The sequence below is a fragment of the Acetobacter indonesiensis genome (assembly GCF_000963945.1).
GTDB lineage: Bacteria > Pseudomonadota > Alphaproteobacteria > Acetobacterales > Acetobacteraceae > Acetobacter > Acetobacter indonesiensis.
On sequence record NZ_BAMW01000015.1, the window covers coordinates 86,493 to 107,445 of the forward strand.

General features: G+C 57.5%; 18 protein-coding genes. 9 read left to right on the forward strand and 9 right to left on the reverse strand.

What is annotated here, in order from left to right; genetic code table 11:
• The first annotated feature begins 29 nt into the window (after positions 1-29).
• Positions 30-542: an NADH-quinone oxidoreductase subunit B family protein gene (locus tag Abin_RS05305; protein WP_048845317.1), complete on the forward strand. Its 513-nt coding sequence runs from the start codon at positions 30-32 to the stop codon at positions 540-542.
• Here Abin_RS05305 and Abin_RS05310 read toward each other — a convergent pair.
• From Abin_RS05310 to aroB, 6 genes are all read right to left on the reverse strand, one after another.
• On the reverse strand, positions 512-1,342 hold the full coding sequence (locus Abin_RS05310) for a CDP-alcohol phosphatidyltransferase family protein (RefSeq protein ID WP_048845489.1): 831 nt from the start codon (positions 1,340-1,342) through the stop codon (positions 512-514). The two genes, Abin_RS05305 and Abin_RS05310, sit on opposite strands and share 31 nt — an antisense overlap.
• 122 nt (positions 1,343-1,464) lie before the next feature.
• Positions 1,465-2,154 carry a phosphatidylserine decarboxylase gene (locus Abin_RS05315; protein WP_048845318.1) on the reverse strand — a complete coding sequence of 230 codons (690 nt, stop codon included), beginning with the start codon at positions 2,152-2,154 and terminating at the stop codon, positions 1,465-1,467.
• 83 nt (positions 2,155-2,237) lie between these two features.
• Positions 2,238-4,883, reverse strand: coding sequence for an alanine--tRNA ligase (alaS, locus tag Abin_RS05320; RefSeq protein ID WP_048845490.1), 2,646 nt, complete (start codon positions 4,881-4,883; stop codon positions 2,238-2,240).
• A gap of 203 nt (positions 4,884-5,086) precedes the next feature.
• Complete coding sequence (locus Abin_RS05325) at positions 5,087-5,593, reverse strand: GtrA family protein (RefSeq protein ID WP_048845319.1); 507 nt, start codon at positions 5,591-5,593, stop codon at positions 5,087-5,089.
• A gap of 94 nt (positions 5,594-5,687) precedes the next feature.
• On the reverse strand, positions 5,688-6,827 hold the full coding sequence (locus tag Abin_RS05330) for an OmpA family protein (protein WP_048845320.1): 1,140 nt from the start codon (positions 6,825-6,827) through the stop codon (positions 5,688-5,690).
• A gap of 335 nt (positions 6,828-7,162) precedes the next feature.
• A complete protein-coding gene (gene aroB / locus Abin_RS05335; RefSeq protein WP_084593493.1) occupies positions 7,163-8,896 on the reverse strand; it encodes a 3-dehydroquinate synthase in 1,734 nt (577 codons plus the stop codon).
• 63 nt (positions 8,897-8,959) lie between these two features.
• Here aroB and Abin_RS05340 point away from each other — a divergent pair, with 63 nt between their 5' ends.
• The 3 genes from Abin_RS05340 (at position 8,960) to Abin_RS05350 (ending at position 11,231) form a co-directional block, all read left to right on the forward strand.
• The gene (locus Abin_RS05340; protein WP_048845492.1) at positions 8,960-9,268 is read left to right on the forward strand and encodes a hypothetical protein; all 309 of its coding nucleotides are present in this window, start codon (positions 8,960-8,962) and stop codon (positions 9,266-9,268) included.
• A complete protein-coding gene (locus Abin_RS05345) occupies positions 9,268-10,203 on the forward strand; it encodes a site-specific tyrosine recombinase XerD (protein WP_048845321.1) in 936 nt (311 codons plus the stop codon). Before Abin_RS05340 ends, Abin_RS05345 begins: the two co-directional genes overlap by 1 nt.
• A 71-nt stretch (positions 10,204-10,274) precedes the next feature.
• Positions 10,275-11,231, forward strand: coding sequence for an acetyl-CoA carboxylase carboxyltransferase subunit alpha (locus Abin_RS05350; protein ID WP_048845493.1), 957 nt, complete (start codon positions 10,275-10,277; stop codon positions 11,229-11,231).
• A gap of 53 nt (positions 11,232-11,284) precedes the next feature.
• On the opposite strand, the gene Abin_RS05355 is transcribed toward Abin_RS05350, so the two are convergent.
• Positions 11,285-12,037, reverse strand: a complete 753-nt coding sequence (locus Abin_RS05355) for a competence/damage-inducible protein A (RefSeq protein WP_048845322.1) — start codon at positions 12,035-12,037, stop codon at positions 11,285-11,287.
• A 165-nt stretch (positions 12,038-12,202) separates the two neighbouring features.
• Between Abin_RS05355 and Abin_RS05360 the strand changes: the two genes are divergently transcribed.
• The 3 genes from Abin_RS05360 to Abin_RS05370 are packed head-to-tail and all read left to right on the forward strand — an operon-like array spanning position 12,203 to position 16,692.
• Positions 12,203-13,828 carry a lysine--tRNA ligase gene (locus tag Abin_RS05360; protein WP_048845494.1) on the forward strand — a complete coding sequence of 542 codons (1,626 nt, stop codon included), beginning with the start codon at positions 12,203-12,205 and terminating at the stop codon, positions 13,826-13,828.
• Between the two features lie 16 nt (positions 13,829-13,844).
• Complete coding sequence (locus tag Abin_RS05365) at positions 13,845-15,917, forward strand: lysylphosphatidylglycerol synthase domain-containing protein (RefSeq protein WP_048845323.1); 2,073 nt, start codon at positions 13,845-13,847, stop codon at positions 15,915-15,917.
• Between the two features lie 49 nt (positions 15,918-15,966).
• Positions 15,967-16,692 (forward strand): MarC family protein, encoded by a 726-nt coding sequence (locus Abin_RS05370; protein ID WP_048845324.1) that lies wholly within the window; start codon positions 15,967-15,969, stop codon positions 16,690-16,692.
• A 20-nt stretch (positions 16,693-16,712) separates the two neighbouring features.
• Here the strand turns inward: Abin_RS05370 and Abin_RS05375 are convergent, their stop codons facing one another.
• Both Abin_RS05375 and tsaD read right to left on the reverse strand, forming a co-directional pair.
• Complete coding sequence (locus Abin_RS05375) at positions 16,713-17,534, reverse strand: 23S rRNA (adenine(2030)-N(6))-methyltransferase RlmJ (RefSeq protein ID WP_048845325.1); 822 nt, start codon at positions 17,532-17,534, stop codon at positions 16,713-16,715.
• The gene (gene tsaD / locus Abin_RS05380; RefSeq protein ID WP_048845495.1) at positions 17,531-18,664 is read right to left on the reverse strand and encodes a tRNA (adenosine(37)-N6)-threonylcarbamoyltransferase complex transferase subunit TsaD; all 1,134 of its coding nucleotides are present in this window, start codon (positions 18,662-18,664) and stop codon (positions 17,531-17,533) included. The genes Abin_RS05375 and tsaD overlap by 4 nt, the downstream gene beginning before the upstream one ends.
• Positions 18,665-18,939: 275 nt before the next feature.
• On the opposite strand from tsaD, the gene hemC reads away from it, so the two are divergent.
• Both hemC and Abin_RS05390 read left to right on the forward strand, forming a co-directional pair.
• The gene (gene hemC / locus Abin_RS05385; protein ID WP_048845326.1) at positions 18,940-20,010 is read left to right on the forward strand and encodes a hydroxymethylbilane synthase; all 1,071 of its coding nucleotides are present in this window, start codon (positions 18,940-18,942) and stop codon (positions 20,008-20,010) included.
• Positions 20,000-20,776, forward strand: a complete 777-nt coding sequence (locus Abin_RS05390) for a uroporphyrinogen-III synthase (protein WP_255319254.1) — start codon at positions 20,000-20,002, stop codon at positions 20,774-20,776. The genes hemC and Abin_RS05390 overlap by 11 nt, the downstream gene beginning before the upstream one ends.
• Positions 20,777-20,953 lie beyond the last annotated feature (177 nt).

Consider the following 20,953-nt stretch of genomic DNA (forward strand, 5'->3'; position numbering starts at 1 on the left):
CCGCTTGTAATGAAGAAAGACAGACAGTCATGGGCCTGATACGTGCCGTATTTGACGCCGCGTTTCGGCAGGGTGGAACGCGCCTGAAACCTGTTGGCCCACGCTGGCCTCTTCTGCTGTTTCATGTCGATACTGGCGGTTGTGGTGGTTGCGGAATGGAACTGGAGGCTCTGGGCGCAGGGGCCTATGACGTGCAGGGCGCAGGCTTCGGCTTTGTGCAATCGCCCCGTGCTGCCGACGTATTGCTGATAACCGGATCCCTGACCCGGACAATGGCCCCTGTGCTTGAAGCCGCATGGCAGGCAATGCCTACCCCGAAAGGCGTTATCTGCGTGGGGAATTGCGCAATAGATGGAGGCTTTTTCCCGGAAAACTATACGACCATGGGCGGACTGGACCGCAAGGTTCGGATAGATCTGCGTATTCCCGGCTGCCCCCCAACACCGTTGCAGGTGCTGGAAGGTTTGTGCTCACTGTTCGGCAAACGCCCGGAAGGCGAGACCTCGGCAGATCACGGAGCCGGTTCTTCGACGTCTTCCTGAAGGTCTTCGGCGGCCTTTTTTAGCTTGAAGAAGCTAAGACGGCTGAGTGGCAGCAATGCCATATAGATAATGCCCGCCGCAGCCAGTGCACCCCAAGGGTCAGCTACCAGAATGGCGGCATAGGCCCCTGTGCCAAGCATGACAGGCAGCACAAAGTGGGCTGGCACCTTAAAGTTTTTGAAAGACCAGACGGGCAGGGTCGAAACTAACAGAAACGCCGTGCTGATAAGCGTGAAGCTTGGCAGATAAGGCAGGCGTGTCAGTTTATAAAGCCAGTCGATGCCCAGTTTTTCAGCTTCTAACCCAAGAAAGAGCGGGAAGAGCGCAAGACCTGCCCCGGCAGGGGCTGGCACGCCCGTAAAGAAGTTACTGGCGTATTTGGGTTTGTCTTCCGATTCTTCCAGTGTGGCGTTGAAGCGGGCCAGCCGCAGCGCCATACAGACGGTAAACATCAGACACGGCAGAAATGCGTAGCGCCCGCCCTCTTTCAGTGCCCAGAAATACAGCAGGAAAGATGGGGCAACCCCAAAACACAGAAAGTCCGACAGGCTGTCAAATTCCGCCCCAAAGCGTGTGGAACCACGCAACAGGCGTGCAATGCGTCCATCCAACCCGTCAATAAAAGCTGAAATCAGCAACGCAATGGCAGCAGCCTGAAAGCGGCCATCCACGGCAAAGCGCATGCCGGTCAGGCCAGCACACAGTCCCAGCATGGTCAAAATATTCGGGATCAACCTGTTGAAGGATGGTCCCTTAATCTTGTTCCGCACCCGCTTACGCAGGCGCTTCCGGCGTAACATGCGGGGCGTCAGGTGGTCTGACGCAGTTGTTCCCGCCACACCGGGTTGCCCAGATGCCGGGACACCGGGGCCATTGTTTTCAGGGGATGGGATGGAAGAGGGAGACTGATCTATCACGGGGATCAGAGACGCGCCATAATGGTTTCGCCACCAATCATGGTCTGACCAACAGCAACCAGAGGTTCAACACCCGGTGGCAGATACAGATCCGTGCGGGAACCAAAGCGGATCAAGCCAAAACGCTCACCGGCTTCTACCTGCATGCCTTCTGTCACGCTGCACACAATACGGCGGGCAACCAGACCAGCAATCTGCACCACGGCAACCATGCGGCCATCAGGCAGAGTGACGCTCAGGGCGTTGCGTTCATTCAGTTCGGATGCCTTGTCCAGACTGGCGTTCAGGAACTGACCGGGATGGTAGGCAATGCGGGTGACGGTGCCTGCTGTCGGCATTCTGTTCACATGCACATCCAGCACGGACAGAAAGGTGGCAATACGCCAGACGGGGGTGGGGCTCATGCCCAGTTCAGCCGGTGGAGCAACTTTTTCGATGGAGACAATGCGTCCGTCAGCCGGGGCAACGGCAACATCACTGCGTGCGGGTGTGGTGCGTTCAGGGTCGCGGAAAAAATACAGGCAGAACCCGAAAAACAGACCGCTGGCAGTGCCGACCAGTTTCAGTTTGGGGCAGTTGAGTTTTTTACCCAGAAAACGCGTGACCAGTGTTGCGGCACCAGACGCTAGCAAAAACGGTCGGGCTTCCGGGTGCGGAGGGGCCATAACCATTTTAAGGGATGCAAGAAGGGACATGAAGCGGGTCCTTGTAAGTGAAGCCTAAGGCATGAACAGACAACAGGGGAGGGTGCCAACCGTTCCCCTGTTTACAGAATGCTTCAGGCTAATGCGGCCAGAGCGTCACGCACGGCTGCGAGTGCGGCATCTGCTGCACCGGCATTGGGGCCACCGGCCTGCGCCATATCGCGACGGCCGCCGCCACCTTTGCCGCCCATTGCTTCACTGGCGGTGCGAACCAGGGCAACGGCGTCAACTTTTTCAACGGCATCAGGGGCAACGCCAGCCACCACGCTGCCTTTGTCTCCGGCAGTGGAGATCAGAACAACAACATCCGCATTGCCCTGTTTCAGAATGGTCTCGGCCAGACCTTTCAGTTCACGTGGCGCAGTATCCCCCACGTTGCGTGTGGCCAGACGGATACCGGCCACCGTTTCTACCCCGGCGGAGGCCACATTTCCCGCTGCCAACTGGCGTTGAAGCTGGGAGATCTGCCGTTCCATGGTACGGCGTTCTTCCAACAGAAGGGCCAGACGTTCCGGCGCTTCCGCCACGCCTACCTTCATCATGGCGGCCATCTGGTTCAGGCGCTGTTCTGTTGCAATCGAGAGGCTTTCAGCCGCTTTACCTGCAACCGCTTCAATACGCCTTACCCCGGCTGAAACCCCATTTTCAGACGTAATGCGGAACAGCCCAATATCCCCGGTGCGGCCAACATGCGTGCCACCACAGAGTTCGATTGACCATGCGCTCTTGTTCCCGTCCGGGCCACCCATAGAGACAACACGTACTTCGTCACCATACTTTTCACCGAACAGAGCCATGGCACCTTCTGCCACAGCTTCTTCTGGTGTCATGGACCGCGTGACAACCTGTGAGTTTGCACGGATCAGCCGGTTTACTTCGGCTTCAACGTCAGCAAGTTCTTCTGCCGTAATGGGGCGTGGCTGACTGACGTCAAACCGCAGGCGGTCTGGGGTGTTCAGGCTGCCTTTCTGGGCAACATGCGTTCCCAGTTTACGACGCAGGGCTTCGTGCAGCAGATGTGTGGCGGAATGATGCGCGCGAATGGCAGAGCGTCGGTCATGGTCAACTGTTGCGGTGACAGCCAGCCCGGGACGCAGTGTGCCTTCAGTTACCGTGCCGTAGTGAACAATCAGGTCCCCAGCTTTTTTCTGCGTGTCTGTAATGGTAACGCGCAGGCCTTTGGCCGTCAGTGTGCCGGTGTCACCAGCCTGTCCACCGCTTTCCCCATAGAATGGGGTCTGGTTCAGCATAACCGCGACTTCAGCACCGACGGTGGCTTCTTTTACAAAACCATTGCCGACAACAACGGCCTGAACTTCAGCATCGGCCTGCTCGGTAGTGTAGCCCAGAAACTCGGATGCCCCGAATTTGTCACGTGCTTCAAACCATACAGTCTCGAGCGCCGTATCGCCCGACCCAACCCACGAAGCACGAGCCCGTTCGCGTTGCACGGTCATAGCGGCATCAAAGCCGTCAACATCAACCGTGTGGCCGCTGCCACGCAGGGCATCCTGTGTCAGATCAAGTGGGAAGCCGAACGTGTCGTAGAGACGGAAGGCCACATCCCCCGGCAGGGCAGAGCCAGGGGTGAGTTTTTCGGTTTCGTCTGCCAGCAGGCCAAGACCGCGATCAAGCATGGCTTTGAAGCGTTCTTCTTCGCCACGCATGCTTTCACGGATCAGCGCTTCGCTTTGCACCAGTTCCGGGTAAGCCTGCCCCATCTGTTGAATAAGGACGGGCAGAAGCTTGTAGAAGACGGGTTCACGCGTACCCATCATATGCAGGTGGCGCATGGCGCGACGCATAATGCGGCGCAGAACATACCCACGACCATCCTTGGACGGCAAAACGCCATCCGCAATCAGAAACGCGGTTGAACGCAGATGATCAGCGACAACGCGATGGCTTGCCTTGAACGGCCCTTCAATGCTCTGCCCGGTCAGATCAGCCGAGGCCTGAATCAGGGCAACAAAGGTGTCTGTGTCATAGTTGTCGCGTTTGCCCTGAAGAATGGCAGCAAAGCGTTCCAACCCAAGGCCGGTATCAATAGACGGACGCGGCAGCGGAGAGCGAACACCCGGTGGGTCTTCAAAATACTGCATGAAGACCAGATTCCAGATTTCGACAAATCGGTCCCCATCTTCATCGGGCGAGCCTGGGGGGCCACCGGGCACATCAGGTCCGTGGTCATAGAAAATTTCTGAACACGGGCCGCATGGGCCTGTATCACCCATACGCCAGAAATTGTCTGATGTAGGGATACGGATAATCCGGCTGTCATCCAGACCAGCAATCTTGCGCCATAGACCAGCTGCATCTTCATCTTCAGCAAAGACGGTAACCAGCAACTTGTCTTTGGGGAGGCCGAAATTTTTGGTAACCAGCGTCCAGGCAAGTTCAATGGCTTCGGGTTTGAAATAATCCCCGAAGGAGAAATTGCCCATCATTTCAAAAAATGTGTGGTGACGGGCTGTGTAACCTACATTGTCCAGATCATTATGCTTGCCACCGGCACGCACGACTTTCTGCGCCGTTGTGGCGCGGGAGTAGGGACGGGTTTCCTGCCCGGTGAACACGTTCTTGAACTGCACCATGCCTGCGTTGGTAAACAGCAGCGTGGGGTCATTCCGTGGAACCAGGGAAGAAGAAGGCACAATCTGGTGCCCTTTCCCGGCAAAATACTCCAGAAAGGTGGTGCGAATTTCGTTTGTGGTCAGCATGGCGTGAGGCAGACGGTCCTGAAACTGGTTGGGCGCGTGATCTCCCATCCCCTGTTTTTTCAAGCGCGTCTGAAAAAACAGGCCAGAGACAAGTCCTCACGGCCAGGTGGAAGCAGGAAGGCTCCCTTTAACCCGGAGCCAGATGTAGCGCACCCGGCGCATTATCGGAAGGGGTTAGCGTTCAGGCCCGTACAGCGCAGCAATTATGGCTTGGGTGTGGGGTTTTTGTGTGACGCTGGCAAATCAAGGCTAAGTTCAGCTAATTCAAGTGCGGAGTGCGGTGGTTTTTCTTTGAAAACCATTTTCTGGCTCAGATTGAAATTAGCAAACATGCCTGCCAGAGCCCCCACGGCCAGAGCAATCACCGGATAGGTAACGCACAGAGAAACCGTGTAAAACAGTGTATAAACCGCGCCACGATTCAGCAGAAACCCCAGACTGTTTGCTGTCAGAAAGCGCAACCATTGTAAAAATGGATGGTCATGCAGGCCCGCGCCCTTGAATGTCCAGATACGGTTAAGAACCCAGTTGAGGGTAGCTGCGACAAAATAGGCAACCAATGTTGCGGCAGTCAGCCCGATAAAAGGCCGCAGCGCATAAACGGTACCGGAATCCCAAAGAAAACCTAATCCGCCAACAACGCCGAATTTCAGCAGCCGCAGAATTTTTGCGTGTGTCAGGCCAAACGGCAGGGAAGGAGTTGTATTCACGCCATGGGGCTACGCGAAAAGAGGGGAGAAAAACAAGACAAAAAAAGAGGCACCCGAAGGTGCCCCTTTCTTTGATCACGAAGATCAGACCGAATTAGTGGAGGATGATTTCCACGCGACGGTTCTGAGGTTCGCGGGTGTTCGGGCCAGTCGGCACCAGCGGCTTGGATTCACCATAACCGTGGATGTCGATTGCAGTGGCAGGAACGCCGTCACGGATCAGTTCAGCCTTCACGCTGTTAGCACGACGCAGGGACAGGCCCAGGTTGTACTTTTCACCGCGGGGACCAGGGTGAGCAGCAGAGTTATCGGTGTAACCGTTAACTTCGATGCGGGTCGTCTGAACGTGTGTGGAAGCCTGAGCAGCTTCTGCAACGATCTGGCGAGCGCGAGACGTCAGGACAGACTTATCCCAGTCGAAGAACACCAGGTAAGAGCGAGCCGGCAGCGGAGCCGGAGCTGCTACAACCGGAGCCGGCGGCGGCGGCGGCGGAGCCGTATCGAACGCATAACGCAGACCCAGGATGAACTGGTGGTTGAAGCGGTGATCGAAGTTCACGTTGCCGCGACCACGGTGACCGTTTGCATAGTTCGCTGTGGAGGTGAAAGCACCATCCGTGAAGGAACCAGGCTGGCCGATCATGCGGTATTCGGTGGTCAACTGCAGACCCGGAACGCCAACATCATACGCTGCACCGACGATGCCCTGGTAAGCAAAGCCACCGTTCGTGCCGCCAAGACGGCTGGTGTTGTGGTTAACGAAGTTGGTCTGTGTCGGGTTGTAGTGCTGCCACAGGTAACCAGCACCAACACCAACGAACGGGGTGACAGGAGCATCGATACCGAACTGCTTCAGGTCGATGTCATACAGCACGTTCACGAAACCGCCGTAAGACTGGTCGCTGCCACGGGTATGGCCCGGAACAGACGTACCACCACGGTGGTCGATGTTGGAGTAGTTGTACACGCCTTCTACTTCAGCGCGCAGACCGTTGCCGAAGCCCCAGCCGAATGCACCAAAGCCAGTGAAGCCGGTGTTGTGACGGTACTGAGAAGAGCTACCGTTGGTGTAGCTGTCACCGCCGGAAAAACCGGACATGTGAGCGTGCTGATTCTGCACCAGGTTGTAACCACCGCCCACATTTACATACGGGCCTGTAATCGTGGTGGCAGATGCGGCCGCCGGAGCCGCTGCCATCAATGTCGTTGCAAGTAACGCCGTGCGGAGACGCATTTTTTCGTCCTCAATATTTCATCTGTTCGACTCTGCCGCCAACCATTCAGCGGTCAGACCCAGCAAGATGCCTAAAGCCGTATAAAACGATCGGTTCCAAAATAGAAACCCGAAGCGTGATGCTCTGGGCGATTAGAAGCCATAACCGTGTTTTCTTTGCAACACTTCATTTCGGTTTCCCAAGATGTAAGTGCTGCATGAGTAATATTCAGCTTTATCCATCCTGCTCTGAACATTGCGTATTAGCGAATGCAGCGCCTGTCTCCCGTCTGAATAAGGCGGAATTGAGGCGTGGATACTTCTTTGCCACAGTATTCGGAACAAGTGGCTGTTTTCTAAGGGGAGCAGCCATCCTCCAGAAGCACGTCACGCACACTATCGGCAGGCACATTGCGGCTGGTGAACGCCTGACCGATTCCGTTTGCAAGTACAAACGATAATTGTCCGTCCTGCATTTTCTTGTCGCGCTGCATGTGGGCCATCAAATCTGCTGCTCGAAAAGCGTATGGCAGGTCACGAATTCGCGCAGGCATGCCAAGGGCGTCTAGATGCGCGGTCACACGCTCCAGATCACTTTCGGGGCACACGCCCAGCTTTACGGACAAAGCGAAAGCCAGCCGCTGGCCGATGGAGACTCCTTCCCCATGCAGCAAGCGGCCATCGTATCCAAGCTCGGCTTCCAGCGCGTGGCCGAAGGTATGACCCAGATTAAGCAGAGCGCGGCCGCCGCTGCTTTGCTGTTCCCGTTCATCGGCTGCGACGACGCGGGCCTTGAATGCGCATGCCTGTCTGACAGCCTCGGTCAGGGTTTGGGGATCACACGCAAGAACGGCTTCTCCGTGCTTTTCGCACCATTCGAAGAGCGGAGTGTCGCCAATCAGGCCTGCTTTCACAATTTCAGCGTAACCAGCAACCAGCTCACGTCGGGGAAGTGTTGCCAATGCCGAGGCATCTGCAAGCACGGCGAGGGGTTGATGAAACGCCCCCAACAGATTCTTACCCCAGCGTGTGTTGATGCCAGTTTTGCCACCAACGGAGGAATCGACCTGTGACAGAAGCGTGGTCGGAATCTGCACGAAGGGCAGGCCGCGCAGAGTTGAAGCCGCGACGAATCCGGCCAGATCCCCCACCACGCCGCCACCGAATGCAATGACGGTTGTTTTGCGTTCCACGCCCTCTTTCAGAATGTCATCAACCAGACGTTCATAAGTGCCCAGACTTTTAGACTGCTCCCCCGGTTTGACGACCAGCGTGCGGAACGCAATGGCTGTTTCACGCAGCGATTCTTCCAGTCGGGCCAGATGAAGGGCTGCCACGGTTTCATCCGTAATAATGATGACGCGCTTCTGGGGCAGCACGGGCGCAAGTAACGCCCCTGCGCGGGCTATCAGGTCTGTGCCGATCACGACGTCGTATGATGTGTGGCTCAGATGGATAGGCAGGCGCACGGGGCGGCGCGACAGCGCCATGGCCTCAATCACGCGGGAAGTGCTGTGGTCCACGTTGTGGTCTCCGCAATCAACAATAATATCGGCTTCTGCATAGACTGGGTGGCGAAGGGTCATAAGCCGGGCCAGCACGTCTCGGGGCGAGGCTTCATTCAGAAGCGGGCGATGATTGCGGCCCTGCACCCGGCGTAACAGAACGGGCAGGGGGCACCGCAGCCAGATAGAAATGGCGCGCTCATGCACCAGCGCTCGTGTGCTGGCATCCATGTATGCCCCGCCGCCGGTTGCCAGCACCATGGGCGGCCCCTCAAGCAGACGGCGTATGACGCGACGTTCCCCATCGCGGAAGGCGGCTTCGCCATACAGGCGAAACACATCGGCAATGGAGCATCCGGCTGCGCGTTCTATTTCCACATCGGCGTCAACAAACGGCAGGCCCAGCCGTGTGGCCAGTCTGCGGCCAATGGTTGTTTTGCCAGCGCCCATCAGGCCAACAAGAACAATACTGCGCCCGGAAGGGATCAGCCCGGTGCTCTGCCGGTTGCCGACCCTTTCCAGATCAAGCGGAATCGGCGGAGGGTCCGCCGTATCGTGGGGTGGATACGAGATACGTGATGACATGAAACGCAGCTTAACATAGAGCAGGGAGAACACACCTACTCTGTTGTTATGGAGCAAAGTCTTATGAACCGCATGGTTCTCATTGTTGCGGCTGTGGTCTGCGTTGCCTTGGTGGGCGGTTTTGCGGCGCTGGGTCTGACAGCACATGCCCCCACGCCCCAGGCTGTGCATCGTGATGTTGCCTTGTCTGCGCCTCCTGCTGCGGCCCCGGCCCCTATGGCGGCTATTCCGGCCCCGCCGCCAGCCCCGGTTGTAACACCTGTTACCCCTGTTCAGCAGCCCGCTGTCGCCCCAGCAGGCACAGCAGCGCCAGCACAGGCACCTGCTGTGGCACCTACGGTTACTGTTCCGGCAACGGCACCGCATCACTGATGCCTGCCAGCCGCGAGGCCGAGCTTTTTCTGGAAATGCTCGCGGCCGAACGGGCCGCAGCCCCCAATACGCTTGCGGCTTATGCGGCTGATCTCGAAACCTGCGCCAGTTTTCTTGCTGCACAGGGAAGCGGGCTGGTTGCAGCTTCAACGGCCGATCTGGCCAACTGGTTGTCCGATCTGGGGGCAGAGGGACAGGCGCGTCGCACTGTGGCGCGTCGTCTGTCCTGCATACGCCAGTTCTATCTTTTTCTGCTGCGGGAAGGACTCCGTGAGGACAATCCGGCCGCTAACCTTGACGCACCACAACCCGAGGCGACGTTGCCGCGGTTTCTATCCGAATCGGAAGTGGTGGCGCTGATTGAGGCCTGTGTTCCGTCGCCTGATGCCTCTGCTGCCAAGATCAGACGGGCGTTGGTGGCCCGTGCAGCGCTAGAACTGCTTTATGCTTCCGGGTTGCGCATTTCAGAGCTTCTGTCTCTGCCACGCGATGCGCTGAAAAACGATAAACCCATGATGGTTATTCGTGGCAAAGGCGGCCGTGAACGGCTTGTTCCAATTTCTGAAAGTGCCCGTGACGCGGCGCTGGCGCTGCAGGCCGTTGATGCCGGGCGCGAAAGTCCGTGGCTTTTCCCCGGGCGCGACCCGAAGCGGGCGCTGACGCGGCAGGCTTTTGACAAAATATTGCATGAAGTGGGCCTTCAGGCGGGCATAGAGCCAGCACGCCTTTCGCCCCACGTCTTACGGCATTCATTCGCAACACATCTGCTGGCGCATGGAGCGGACCTTCGTGCCCTGCAAATGCTGCTGGGGCATGCGGATATCGCTACGACACAAATCTACACGCATGTGCAGACGGAACGGCTGCGGCAGGTGGTCGAAACGTATCATCCCCTTGCAACATCTGGTGACAAAACGCCTGAAAAAGCGGGGTAATGACGTTTCATGTGCAGGCTGTTGCACGAAGTGACTTGGTTTTACGTGTGACTGTGCTATCCGCATTGCCCATGCGTCAGTTCCTGGATTTCGAAAAGCCCGTCGCCGAACTTGAGAACAAGATCGACGAACTACGGCAAATGACCGACCCGAACGGGGTCAATATTGCAGAAGAGACGGCCCGCCTTCAGGAAAAGGCGGAAAAGCATCTGCGCACGATCTATGCCAAGCTCACGCCTTGGCAAAAAGTGCAGGTGGCCCGTCATGCCCAGCGCCCCCATGCGCAGGATTACATCAACGCATTGCTGACTGAGTTCACGCCGCTGGCCGGGGACCGTCTATATGCGGATGATAAAGCCATCGTTGGCGGGATTGGCCGCTTTGATGGTGCTCCCGTGGTTGTAATTGGCACCGAACGTGGGTCAGACCTTGAAACTCGTCTGGCACATAATTTCGGTATGGCCCGCCCGGAAGGCTATCGCAAAGCGCAGCGTCTGATGAAGCTGGCCGGACGATTCAACCTGCCGATTCTGACGTTTATTGATACCGCAGGCGCATGGCCCGGTATTGATGCCGAGGAACGTGGGCAGGCTGAAGCCATCGCCCGGTCGATTGAAGTGTGTCTGGACGCGCCGGTGCCGGTGATTGCAACCGTTATTGGCGAAGGTGGATCAGGCGGTGCCGTCGCATTAGGCGCGGGCGACCGTGTGATGATGCTCGAGCACGCAATTTACTCGGTCATTTCCCCAGAGGCCTGTGCTTCCATTTTGTGGCGCGACCCGAAGCAGGCCAGCACAGCGGCTGAAACCCTGCGTCTGACAGCGCAGGATTTGTATAAGCTGGGTCTGGTTGACCGGATTATTCCAGAACCGATTGGTGGCGCACAGCGTGACCCGTCAGAAGCTCTGGCAGCGGTCAAGAAAGCTATTGGCGAAGAACTGAAAGAATTGACGCCACTGACATCAGCGCGCCTGAAAGAACAGCGGCGCGAGAAGTTTCTGGCTATGGGACGTGAAAATCTGACCTGATCGGCCAGATTTTCTTACAGATGCTTTTCCCCGGAATTTTCCGGGGAGCAGACTCAGGGCGGTGGTTCTCCTTCAACGGGAACGCCGCCTTTTTCTTTGATCAGATCATGAATGGCCTGCGCCGCTTTTTCCAGATCAGGAACGTCCTGCCCTTTGGCCACCAGGGCAACACCGCGCCGCCCATCATCACGATGGAAAGGGTAAGACCCGATATCCAGGTCAGGAAACTGCGTCTGAATGGCCTCAAGCCCGTCCGCAATCGTCCCTTCAAACAGCGAAGTTGTGTACCACGTGCGGGAAAAGACCGGGGCTCCGCGTTTCAGGCTGGGGGCTAATTCATTAAACATCGCCCGCATGATGCGTGGCACACCAGCCATGACATGCACGTTGCCTATGCTGTATCCGGGCGCACGGGACACAGGGTTGGGAATGGGCACAGCCCCGCGCGGCAGCTTTGCCATGCGCTGACGGGCGGCATTGAAGTCTGCACCAAACTGTTCTTGCAGCATGTCAAATGTGGGTCGATGAAATTCCCACGGCACGCCGAATGCTTCTGCCACGCAGGGGCCGGTAATATCATCATGCGTGGGGCCAATGCCGCCCGTAGTAAAGACCTCATCATAACGGGCGCGCAGTTCAACAACCGTCTTCACGATTGTTTCACGCACGTCGGGGATAACGCGAATTTCCCGCAACGGAATGCCGAGTTCACCCAGATTTGTGGCCAGAAACTGGATGTTGTCGTCTCTCGTGCGGCCAGACAGGATTTCATTTCCTATCAGAATGAGGGCGGCGGTGCGGCGCATGAAAAACCAGTCCTTTCAATGCTGGCCCGGTGTCGGGCCCAGACGTCAGGGTGGCAGGATGTCCCGCCCTGTTGGTGGGGTCAATGCTCCAGAAAAACACACCAGAATGCGGCACAACGCGTTTATGGATTGACCGAAGGCAGTCCAGTTCATAGCTTTCGCGCCATGTCAGACAGCCGTACAACCTCCGCACCCGTCCTTCCTCGCGCCTGGCCTTTTGAAGAGGCGCAGAAACTTGCCACGCATGTTGATGCCCGCACGGCCAAAGCCGGGGCTGATGACGCACGGCCTGCACTGCTTGAAACGGGCTATGGCCCGTCAGGCCTGCCGCATATCGGCACTTTTGGCGAGGTTGCGCGTACATCCTGGGTGCGTCAGGCCTATACGGCCCTGACCGGGCGTCCGTCCCGTCTGCTGGCATTTTCTGATGACATGGATGCGTTGCGGAAAGTGCCAGACAACGTGCCCAACCGGGATATGCTGGAAAAATTTATCGGGCAGCCGCTGTCCCGTGTGCCCGACCCGTTTGGCACGCACGAGTCGTTTGCGGCCCATAACAATGCGCGGCTCTGCAGCTTTCTGGATAGCTTCGGCTTTGATTATGAATTTGCGTCTTCAACCCAATATTACACGGGGGGCCGGTTTGATGCGGCCCTGAAGCGCGTGCTTGAAGTGCATGAAGAGGTTGTGGGCGTTATTGCTCCCACGCTTGGGCCGGATCGTCGGGCGACCTATTCTCCTGTTTTGCCGCTGCACCCGCGCACGGGTGAGGTGATGCAGGTAAAAATGGATGCCGTGAACGCGCAGGCTGGCACCGTGCAGTGGACAGACCCTGCGACTGGCGAAAAATTTGAAACGCCTGTGACGGGTGGCCATGCCAAAATGCAGTGGAAGGCCGACTGGGCCATGCGCTGGTATGCGCTGGGCGTTGATTACGAAATGTCCGGCAAGGATCTGATTGATAGCGTGCGCCTGTCTGGCCGTATCTGCCGTATTCTGGGTGGTGAGCCCCCGGCCGGTCTGACCTACGAACTTTTTCTGGACGAAAACGGACAGAAAATTTCCAAGTCAAAAGGCAACGGTCTGTCTGTTGAAGAATGGCTGCGTTACGCTCCGCAGGAAAGTCTGGGCCAGTTCATGTTCAATCAGCCGCAGCGCGCGAAGCGGCTCTATTTTGACGTGATTCCCAAAACTGCGGACGACTATCTGACGCACGTTGAAAAAGCCAAGACGTTGCAGGCGGCAGATCCGAAAGGGAACGACCTGCGTGCCAACCCGGCGTGGTTCATCAACAAGGGTGATATTGCGAACAACGCAGGCTCACCCGTGTCTTTCGGGATGCTGCTGAATCTGGCCAGTGTGGCGAACGCTGAAACACCGGAAGTGCTGTGGGGCTTTATCCGCCGCTATGATGCGTCCGTGTCGCCTGAAACGCACCCCATGCTGGCGTGTCTGGTGGAACATGCGATTGCCTACTACGCTGACTTTGTACGCCCCGCCAAAACCTTCCGGGCACCGTCTGACAAGGAACGGGCTGCATTGGTAGATCTGGCCGATGCGCTGCGCGGTTACGAAGGGGAGGCAGCCGATGCCTCGACCTTGCAAAATCTGGTGTTTGAAATTGGCAAGCGGCATGAGTTTGAACCGCTAAGAAGCTGGTTTGGCTGCCTGTATGAAGTGCTTTTGGGCCAGAAAGAAGGCCCACGTTTTGGTGGCTTCGTGGCGCTGTATGGGGTGCGTGAAACCGTTGCCCTGATAGAAGCCGCTTTGCTGCGAGAGCAGCAGGGCTGAGCCGCGGTTTTTTTCCATGGTGAAGACACTTCCTCCCTCACCACATGAACAGCAGGCGGATGTCACCCCGAAACCGCAGGGGTGTCGACGCTGGTTGAAGCATCTGCCGCATCTTGTTGGTTTGCTGTTGATGATCGCGGCCATAGCCGTGGTGCAGCACGAATTAAGGCATCTGCGTCTTGCTGATATCCGGCAGGCGATGGAAGCTATTCCGGTCCGGCGGATGTGGCTGGGGGTAGGCTGCACGTTTCTGTCCTACTTCATTCTTTCTTTTTATGACCGTCTGGCCGTGGTGCAGGTGGGTTATGGCCATCTGTCCTATCGTCGCACGGCTTTTGCGGCCTTTTGTTCCTACGTTCTGTCACATAATTTAGGGTTTTCTGCCGTTTCAGGCGCTGCCGTGCGGTACCGGCTGTATCGGAACTGGGGTGTAGGTTCATTTGCCATTGCGCAGATTATAGCCTTCTGTTCAGCCACTTATCTGTTGGGGGCCGCTGTTCTGATTGGCGGCGTGTTGATGTGGGAACCATCGGTTATCCCGATGGCAGGCAAGCATGTGCCGGGGTGGGTACTGACGGCTACCGGCATCGTGCTGTGGCTGATTGTGCTGGCCTATATCGGGCTTGCCTTCCGGGTGCGGGAATTCACGTTCCGTAAATGGACCATCTCTCTGCCATCCCCCACCATGGGTGTGTTGCAGACTGTGGTTTCTGCCGCAGATGTTGCTGCAACTGCCGCTATTGCTTTCGTGCTGCTGCCTCCCGAAGCCGGGATTGATTACGGGTCTTTTCTGGCAATTTACATAGCCTCCTATACCGCAGGGCTGGTAGCCAGTGTACCGGGTGGTCTGGGCGTGTTTGACGGGGCCATGTTGCTTGCGTTGGGGCCGTATATGCCCGCACCGCAAATACTGGGCGTCGTTCTGATTTTTCGGCTGTTTTACTACATTGTACCGCTGTTTATGGCGGGTCTTATGTTTGCCGCGCATGAACTGTTTTTGCGTGGGGATGACGCGCTGGCAGCCAAAAAACGTAAAAAACAGGCCCAAGCCGGTCAGCCCCGCCGGGTACGGCCAAGCCAACTGGTGCGTGAAAGTGAAGCCGGGTTTTCTGTGGCAGTTTCGACCGGTACGGTCTCACTATGCGGCGTGATGCTCATCTGCCTGGTGCTGCTTGACCCGATTGCCAAATTCTCCGTGGTGCAGGGGCCGTTTCTGGGCTGGGTCGGGGCAATCAGCAATTACCTGCTGTCGCTTATGGGGGTGGCTCTGATTGGTCTGGGTATCGGATTGTCCCAACGGGTGACGCTGGCATGGCGGGCAACACTGATTTTTCTGGTTGTCGCCGCCGCCATGACGTTTCTGCGGGGAAACACTATCTTCGTGCCTGTTATGCTGGGGCTGTCAGCGTTCCTGATCGCTCCGTTCAGATCATGTTACTACCGCCGCGCACGCTTGCTGAGCGAACCGCTCTCCATGTCCACCATGCTGAGCCTTCTGTTGCTGTTTGGCTGCGTGATTGCGCTGGCCACACGTCACGGGGTTGGCAGTTGGTGGCAGATGGTCTTCGTGTTTCCGGCATCCGGTTCTGCGCGGTGGACTGTGGCGTTGGCTGTTGTTCTGGCACTGCTGGTTATTGGCCGTCTGATGCTGCCGGGGCGTATTGCGGTACGAGCATGGGATAACGACGCGCTGACCCGTTATCTGACTCTGCCGCACGCTTTACCTGACATCGCGGCCATGAAGCCGGAAGGCTATGTGACGGGTGAGGGCGGAGAAGCTGTTATTCCGCTATGCCGTCGGGATCGCTTTCTGGTGGGGTTAGGTGACCCTGCCGGGGCTGAGGATGATAGCGTGTCTGCTATCTGGCGTCTGCGCGACGTTGCCTTGCAGGAAGGTCTGAAACCTGCCTTCTGGCATGTTGGAACGCCCTTTCTGCGTATTTATGATGATATTGGCCTGAACGTCTGGCCGCTTGATGAGGCAGAGCAACTGAATTTCTGCTATCCGGCAGAAGATATTGCGCTCGCATCCCGTTTTGTTGCGACCTATAAGGGCGACGATGTGAAGCCCGAGGTTTCGTCATCGTAAGCTGGTTTTGACCGTCGGCTCTATTGGGCTGTGATTTTTGGGTTCAGGAATGGTGTCTCATTTTTCTGTCTCGTTCCTGACCCAAGGCGCATTGCCTGTTGCGACAACGTCTTTTCTGCTGGCGTTTCCGGCCCTGTTCTCCATCGTGAACCCGTTGGGCGCATCCCTGATTTTTGCGCAGGTAACGGGCGGGCGCTCCCGGCGTGAGATTCTGGCACTGGCCAAGCTGGTCGCTTTTTACTCCTTCATGCTCATGCTGGTGTCTATCTGGCTGGGCGGTAAGGTTCTGGTGTTTTTTGGTGTGACTGTCAGCGCCTTGCGGGTCGCGGGTGGTCTGGTCGTGGCCATACGGGCATGGAACCTGCTGCAAAGCCCTGAAACCATGGAAGCCCAGAAGCAGAAGCAGGCGTCACAAGGGGGCAAGACCGTTATGGCCCCTAACTGGTCTGACGCTGCGTTTTTTCCGCTGGCCATGCCGTTTACCGTTGGCCCCGGCACGATTGCGGTGGCGATTGCCTTAGGGTCTGGTTGCCCGCCCGGTGAGTCTTTTCTGGCTTATGAAATGGGCATTACCGTTGCGGCTGTTTGCGTCGTGTTGATTGTGTGGGCCGCGTACTCGGGTTCGGAAAAGCTGGTGTCCCTTTTGGGGGTTACCGGCACGCGGATTGTCAGCCGTATGGCAGCGTTGGTGCTGCTGTGCATTGGCGTGCAGATTCTGGCAGCCGGGGTGCAGGGGTTTGCCATTGATATCTGGAAGCACATGAAGGCAGCCTGAGCTGCTGCCGGACGTTACTCCTATTCTGGCACAATCTGGGTGATGGAGTAATCATGGGCATGCAGCAGCGTTTTCAGGCGCTTTAGCTGCGCGTCTGCCTGCGCGGCAAATCCGTAAGGTGGTTTGATCGCCAGCAAGCCGGACCCATTCAGGCGGTCCGGGTCAACAGGTGGGCGCATCAAAAATTCAGCCGCCAGCACATCACGCACGCCTGCGTCCTTCAGGGCTGTATGAAACGCCCGGACTGGTGTGCGGTGCTTGATGGGGTACCAGATAGCGATAATCCCAGTCGGAAATCGCGCCTGAATGGTCTGAACAGCCGTGATAAGCCGCCCAAATTCATCAGGTTCTTCAAAAGGCGGGTCAATCAAGACCAGACCACGTTTGGCCGTTGCGGGCGGAAGTAAAGCGCGCAGGGCTTCATACCCATCGCGTTCGTGCACGGCCACGTTGGGGTTGCGGGAAAATACGCCGTACAGCTTGCGTTTATCGTCCGGGTGTTTTTCGCAACATACCAGATGATCTTCCGCGCGCAGCATCATAGCAACCAGCATGGGGGAACCGGGATAAATATCCGGGCCACCCGCTTTTCTGACCAGATCAAGCCATGGAGCGAGGGGGCTGTCAGGCCCTTCGTCCATCAGAAGGCCAATCCCGTTCCGCCATTCCTGCGTTTTTTCCGCTTCTTCACAATGCAGATCGTACCGGCCAATGCCAGCATGCGTATCCAACACCATAAAAGGAGTCGATTTGCGCAGAAAACTGCCAAGCAGCGACACCAGAAGCGCATGCTTCATACAGTCTGCAAAGTTTCCAGCGTGGTAGGCGTGGCGGTAGTTCATACGGAGGTATCCAACGGGGTAAAGCGGGCGGCCATGTCTTCCAATGGCCAGCGGGGACGGGGACGAATGGCGCTGTCATCCGGGTGGGGAAGACCACGTTCTGCGGCTTCACGGCAGGTTTCCAGTGCTGCCCAGGCCACCATCACAGCATTATCCGTGCAGAGCCGCAGCGGCGGGGCTGTAAAGCGGAGGTGATGGTGTGCTGCAACCTTTTGCAATCGGGCGCGAAGCACACTGTTGGCGGCGACGCCGCCGGCAGCAACCAGCAGTTTTGCTTCGGGCATCATGGCAAGGGCATGTTCTATACGGTTGGCAACAACATCCGCCACGGCCTGCTGGAAGGATGCAGCAAGATCAGCCGCAAACTGACGCGGGAGGGGATTTTGCCCGAAAGGTGCCAGTTTTTGGGAGATAGCTGTTTTCAGCCCCGAGAACGAGAAATCACATCCCTCTCGGCCCATAAGCGGACGAGGGAGGGGGATTGCGGAGGCATCACCCTCCTGCGCCAGTTTTTCCAGTGCCGGTCCGCCGGGCCAGCCCAAGCCCAGCATCTTGGCGACCTTATCAAAGGCTTCGCCCGCGGCATCATCAATCGTGCCACCCAGCTTGCGGTAACGGCCGACTCCTTCAACAGCGATGCACTGGCAATGGCCGCCTGAAACCAGAAGCAGCAGGAAAGGAAAATCCGCGCCATCAGGCACCAGACCGGGCAGGCGGGCGGTGAGTGCATGCGCTTCAACGTGGTTGACGGCTACAAACGGTTTCCCCAGCGCCAGCGCCATGCCTTTGGCAAAGCCAGTGCCGACAATCAGCCCGCCGATCAACCCCGGCCCGGTGCTGGCTGCAATCAGGCCAAGCTGTTCCGGCTTTAACCCAGCATCCTGCAAGGTGGCCTGCACGAGTCCCGGTAGAAGGGCCAGATGGGCGCGTGCGGCAATTTCTGGCACCACCCCCCCGAAATCTGCATGTCCGTCCTGCGATACAACGCGTTGGGCGAGGCACTCTCCTGTCGGTGACAGAATCGCGCAGGCTGTTTCATCGCAAGACGATTCTATGGCCAGCACAGGCCCGGAGACAAAGGACACGCTGCTGCCTGCGGGTTCTGTCGCGGCAGGGTTCTGAGTGTCCATTAGTCCGTAAGAACCTGATTTTTCTCCCATTTTTGTGGAAGGTGACAGGTTTGGCGTGGTCAATGGGGCTGCACCAAATGGCGGGCTGCTGGCCGGGTTCATAAGGTGGTCTCTCCCGTATTGTGCAGATGTAGCGTATAATGAACGAACAAAGCGTTGCGCGCCCGGAATTGTGCGTGGCGTGGCGGCGTGGGCACCGGGGGCGCAAAGTTTTCAGACCTGCCGGGCATCATGGCTGCTTGTCCTTTCATCATTCCCGGTAATAGACACAACTTATGGACTCAGCCTACCCTTCCTCGCTTGCTCCTTCCCCCGCGCTGCAAAAAGTTGCGGCTGAAGCGGCAGCTCGCCAGAAAAAGACAGCAGGGCATTCAACCCGCCGTCATCTGCCACTCCGTGTTGGTACCCGTGGGTCTCCGCTCGCGCTGGTGCAGACGCGTGCGTTCCTGACCATGTTGACCCGCTTCTGCCCCGTGCTGCGCGATATGGGCGCATTTCAGGAGCATCAGATCAACACCACGGGTGATCAGGTGCAGAACCGACGCCTGGCGGAAATTGGCGGTAAGGGCCTGTTTGCCAAAGAAATACATGAAGCCTTGTCTGATGGGCGGATCGACTTTGCTGTTCATAGCCTGAAAGACCTTGAGACCGATCTACCCCCCGGTCTTGTGCTGGCCTGTACCTTAAAGCGTGAAGATGCGCGTGATGCGCTTATTCTGGGGCCAGACCTTGCCCAGACAGACCCGGATGATCCGTATTCAGCGCTGCCGCATGGGGCGCTGGTTGGGTGTGCGTCTGTGCGTCGTCAGGCGCAGATGCTGCATGTACGGCCTGACCTGAAATTCGGCCTGCTGCGCGGCAACGTTCAAACCCGAATCGATAAACTGGCGGCGCATCATTGCGATGCCACCCTGCTGGCCTTGGCGGGGCTTCGCCGTCTGGGTATGGCCGAGCGGGCAGATATCGTGCTTGACCCAACGGTTATGGTGCCTGCTGCCGGTCAAGGCATTGTTGGTGTGACCGTGCGTGAAGACGATGTTGAACTGCGCGAACTTCTTGCCGCCATTGAGGATTATGAAGCCCGCGCTGTTGCCACGGCTGAGCGCGCTTTGCTGGCCGAACTTGACGGGTCATGCCGCACGCCGATTGGGGGCTATGCCCAACTTATTCCTGTTGTGGCGGGCGAGGAACCCAAACTGCATCTGACAGGGCTTGTCGCGCGTGAAGATGGCTCGTTCCTGCTGAAACGCTCGATCAGCGGTGCACCGGAAGATGCCTCCCGTCTGGGCCATGAACTGGGGCAAAGCCTGCTGCTGGATAGCCCTGCCGATATTTTTGAAGAATAAAACTGCTTCTTTTCCGGGTTTTTCATCGGGCGGGCTAATCGGTTCGCCGCTTGGTGTTCTGGTAACCCGCCCGGAGCCCGGGCTTTCTGAAACAATGGAAGCCCTGAAGGCTGCCGGGTGGAGCCCTTACGCTTCACCCGCGCTGGAAATTATCCCCCATGCAGTGGCACCGTTGCGGAGGCCACCGGCCGCTATTCTGCTGACCAGTGGACAGGCTATTGCCGCAGCCCGTGATGCATTTTCGGCTGACCTGCCTGTTTACGCAGTTGGCGACCGCACGGCTGCACGCGCCAAAAATGCTGGGTTCAAAACAGTCTTTAGTGCGGGCGGAGATGCGAGGGCCCTTGCTGCGCTAGTGATCTCCCATCTCGGGCCGACTAAGGGCACCTTGCTGCTTTTATCTGGCGCAGGTCAGGGGATGAGCTTGGCCTCGCAGCTTCGACAGGTAGGGTTTGCGGTGGTTCGGCGGGTCGCATATCGGGCGCATCCCGTCAGGTATATTGCACCAGATGTGCAGCAGGCACTGGCCGAGGGCCTCGTGCATTATACGCTCTTTTTTTCTGCTGAAAGCGCCAAAAGCTGGATCAGTGCTCTACCGGCTGCGCTGAGAGCACAAGCGACACAGACAACGGCGTTGGTGATGTCTGATGCCGCCGCCGAGGTTGCGAAAAAAGCAGGCTGGCAAACTACTCGCGTTGCGCCTCACCCTAACGCTGCGGACTTACTGGGTTTGTTGGGAACGCGCGTGCAGGGTGAGCCCAAATAGGTCTGTCACCCCTTTGCGTTTCTTGGGTGTGCGTAGGCCAAAATCCGAGCCATTAGTACGGAATCAGCAAAAGCCCGAGGCCTTGTTGCTGAGAGAATACTAAGGGCGTTCGCTGGCTAAGGTCCAAAACATTGGCAACGTACGACAGCCTCATAAAAAAGGACCTTCAAGCCGAAG

Bases quoted from the DNA above. Each gene is read 5' to 3' on its own strand.
- Abin_RS05360 (WP_048845494.1), top strand. From the start codon at position 12,203: ATGTCAGACAGCCGTACAACCTCCGCACCCGTCCTTCCTCGCGCCTGG.
- Abin_RS05375 (WP_048845325.1), bottom strand. From the start codon at position 17,534: ATGAACTACCGCCACGCCTACCACGCTGGAAACTTTGCAGACTGTATG.
- Abin_RS05355 (WP_048845322.1), bottom strand. From the start codon at position 12,037: ATGCGCCGCACCGCCGCCCTCATTCTGATAGGAAATGAAATCCTGTCT.
- Abin_RS05330 (WP_048845320.1), bottom strand. From the start codon at position 6,827: ATGCGTCTCCGCACGGCGTTACTTGCAACGACATTGATGGCAGCGGCT.
- alaS (WP_048845490.1), bottom strand. From the start codon at position 4,883: ATGCTGACCACAAACGAAATTCGCACCACCTTTCTGGAGTATTTTGCC.
- hemC (WP_048845326.1), top strand. From the start codon at position 18,940: ATGGACTCAGCCTACCCTTCCTCGCTTGCTCCTTCCCCCGCGCTGCAA.
- Abin_RS05310 (WP_048845489.1), bottom strand. From the start codon at position 1,342: ATGTTACGCCGGAAGCGCCTGCGTAAGCGGGTGCGGAACAAGATTAAG.
- Abin_RS05370 (WP_048845324.1), top strand. From the start codon at position 15,967: ATGGTGTCTCATTTTTCTGTCTCGTTCCTGACCCAAGGCGCATTGCCT.
- tsaD (WP_048845495.1), bottom strand. From the start codon at position 18,664: ATGGACACTCAGAACCCTGCCGCGACAGAACCCGCAGGCAGCAGCGTG.
- Abin_RS05340 (WP_048845492.1), top strand. From the start codon at position 8,960: ATGAACCGCATGGTTCTCATTGTTGCGGCTGTGGTCTGCGTTGCCTTG.
- Abin_RS05315 (WP_048845318.1), bottom strand. From the start codon at position 2,154: ATGTCCCTTCTTGCATCCCTTAAAATGGTTATGGCCCCTCCGCACCCG.
- Abin_RS05365 (WP_048845323.1), top strand. From the start codon at position 13,845: ATGGTGAAGACACTTCCTCCCTCACCACATGAACAGCAGGCGGATGTC.
- Abin_RS05350 (WP_048845493.1), top strand. From the start codon at position 10,275: ATGCGTCAGTTCCTGGATTTCGAAAAGCCCGTCGCCGAACTTGAGAAC.
- Abin_RS05305 (WP_048845317.1), top strand. From the start codon at position 30: ATGGGCCTGATACGTGCCGTATTTGACGCCGCGTTTCGGCAGGGTGGA.
- Abin_RS05345 (WP_048845321.1), top strand. From the start codon at position 9,268: ATGCCTGCCAGCCGCGAGGCCGAGCTTTTTCTGGAAATGCTCGCGGCC.
- aroB (WP_084593493.1), bottom strand. From the start codon at position 8,896: ATGTCATCACGTATCTCGTATCCACCCCACGATACGGCGGACCCTCCG.